At 66.8% G+C, this 1,754-nt stretch carries 1 protein-coding gene; it reads left to right on the top strand.

The window, feature by feature from the left end:
• Window positions 1-156: 156 nt before the first annotated feature.
• The coding region (locus OCH239_RS21305) for an esterase-like activity of phytase family protein (RefSeq protein ID WP_037267487.1) at window positions 157-1,754 on the top strand (1,598 nt) is incomplete at its 3' end.

Here is a 1,754-nt window from a genome sequence, read left to right as displayed (position 1 = left end):
GCCTATTCCAACGAGGTCCTCGCAACGGAAGGACTGCCGGACAACACTCCGTCCTGATCACTCCGCTTTAAGCGGCGAGGGGGTTCAGGGCCGATGGTCACGCGTCTGTCATGTGACCGGGTCATGACATGGTCATCCGAACATGGGGGACATGACATGACACGCACCGGGCTTTGCCTGACCTCCGTTCTGGCGCTCGCCGCCAGCGGCGCCATGGCGCAGGAGATGAACTTCAACCGCATCGCCAGCTTCGACGTTTCCGAGAACGCCGAGGGAGAGCTTGCGGAGGAGACGTCGGCCGAGATCATCGCCGCCTCCGGCGACGGCATGACGCTGATCTACACCAACAGCCCGAACGGCACCGTCGGCATGATCGGGATCGAGGATCCGGCCGCTCCCGAGGCGATGGGCGAGGTCGGGCTCGACGGAGAACCGACCGCGGTTGCCGTTCTGGAGACCACCGCCTTCGTCGGCGTCAACACGTCGCAAAGCTTCACCGAGCCCTCCGGTTACCTCGCCACCTTCGACATGAGCGCCGGCGCCAAGGTCGAGGGCGCCGATTGCGATCTCGGCGGGCAGCCCGACAGTGTCGCGCTGGCCCCGGACGGGAGCTTCGTTGCGGTCGCGATCGAGAACGAGCGCGACGAGGAGGCGCGCGACGGCCGGGTCGGGCAGATGCCGGCGGGCTTTCTCGCCATCGTGCCGCTCGCCGACGGCGTGCCCGAGTGCGACGCCCTCACGCGGGTGGAGCTCACCGGCCTTGCCGAGATCGCGCCCGAGGATCCCGAGCCGGAATTCGTCGACGTGAATGCCTCGGGCGAAATCGTGGTGACGCTGCAGGAGAACAACCACATCGCCGTAATCTCCTCCGGGGGCGAGGTGCTGGACCACTTCTCCGTTGGGGCGGTGTCGCTCGAGCAGATCGATGCCACCGAGGACGACGCTCTGTCCTTCACGGAAAGCCTTGCGGACGTGCCGCGCGAGCCCGATGCGGTGAAATGGATCGACGAGGATCACTTCGCCACCGCAAACGAGGGCGACATGGATGGCGGCTCCCGCGGCTGGACCATCTTCAGCCAGGACGGTGACGTCATCTACGACAGCGGCAGCAGCTTCGAACATGCACTGGTCGAGATCGGCCATTACCCGGAGGGACGGTCCGAGAACAAGGGTGTGGAGCCGGAATCGGTGGAGTTCGCCACGTTCGGCGACACGCCGCTGGTCTTCATCGGATCCGAGCGCGGCTCGGCCGTCGGCGTCTACGATGTGAGCGATCCGGCGGCACCCGAGCTTCTGCAGCTGCTGCCCTCCGGCATCGGCCCCGAAGGCTATGTCGGGCTGCCGGACCGGAACCTTCTGGTCTCGGCCAACGAGACCGACCTCTCCGCGGATGGCGGCGCGCGCGCGCATGTGATGATCTTCGAGCGTCAGGAGGCGGAGGCCGCCTACCCGATGCTGACCTCCGCAGGCTCCGACACCCTGATCGGATGGGGCGCGCTCTCGGGGCTGGTCGCGGGCGGGGACGGTATGCTCCACGCTGTGAACGACAGCTATTACGCGGGCTCGCCGATGATCTTCACCATCGATCCTGCCGAGACGCCCGCGCGCATCACCGCTGCCGTTCCGGTCACTCAGGACGGCGCACCGCCGGCCGGCATCGACATGGAAGGCATCGCCACCGATGGCGAGGACGGGTTCTGGATCGCGAACGAGGGGCATGCGGAGAACGATCGGCCGCAGGTGCTCTTCCACGT

Origin of the sequence: Roseivivax halodurans JCM 10272, from assembly GCF_000521785.1 — a bacterium.
Taxonomy (GTDB): Bacteria; Pseudomonadota; Alphaproteobacteria; order Rhodobacterales; family Rhodobacteraceae; genus Roseivivax; species Roseivivax halodurans.
Note: the sequence above shows the minus strand (reverse complement) of the source record. Positions and strands in the feature narration are given on the sequence as shown.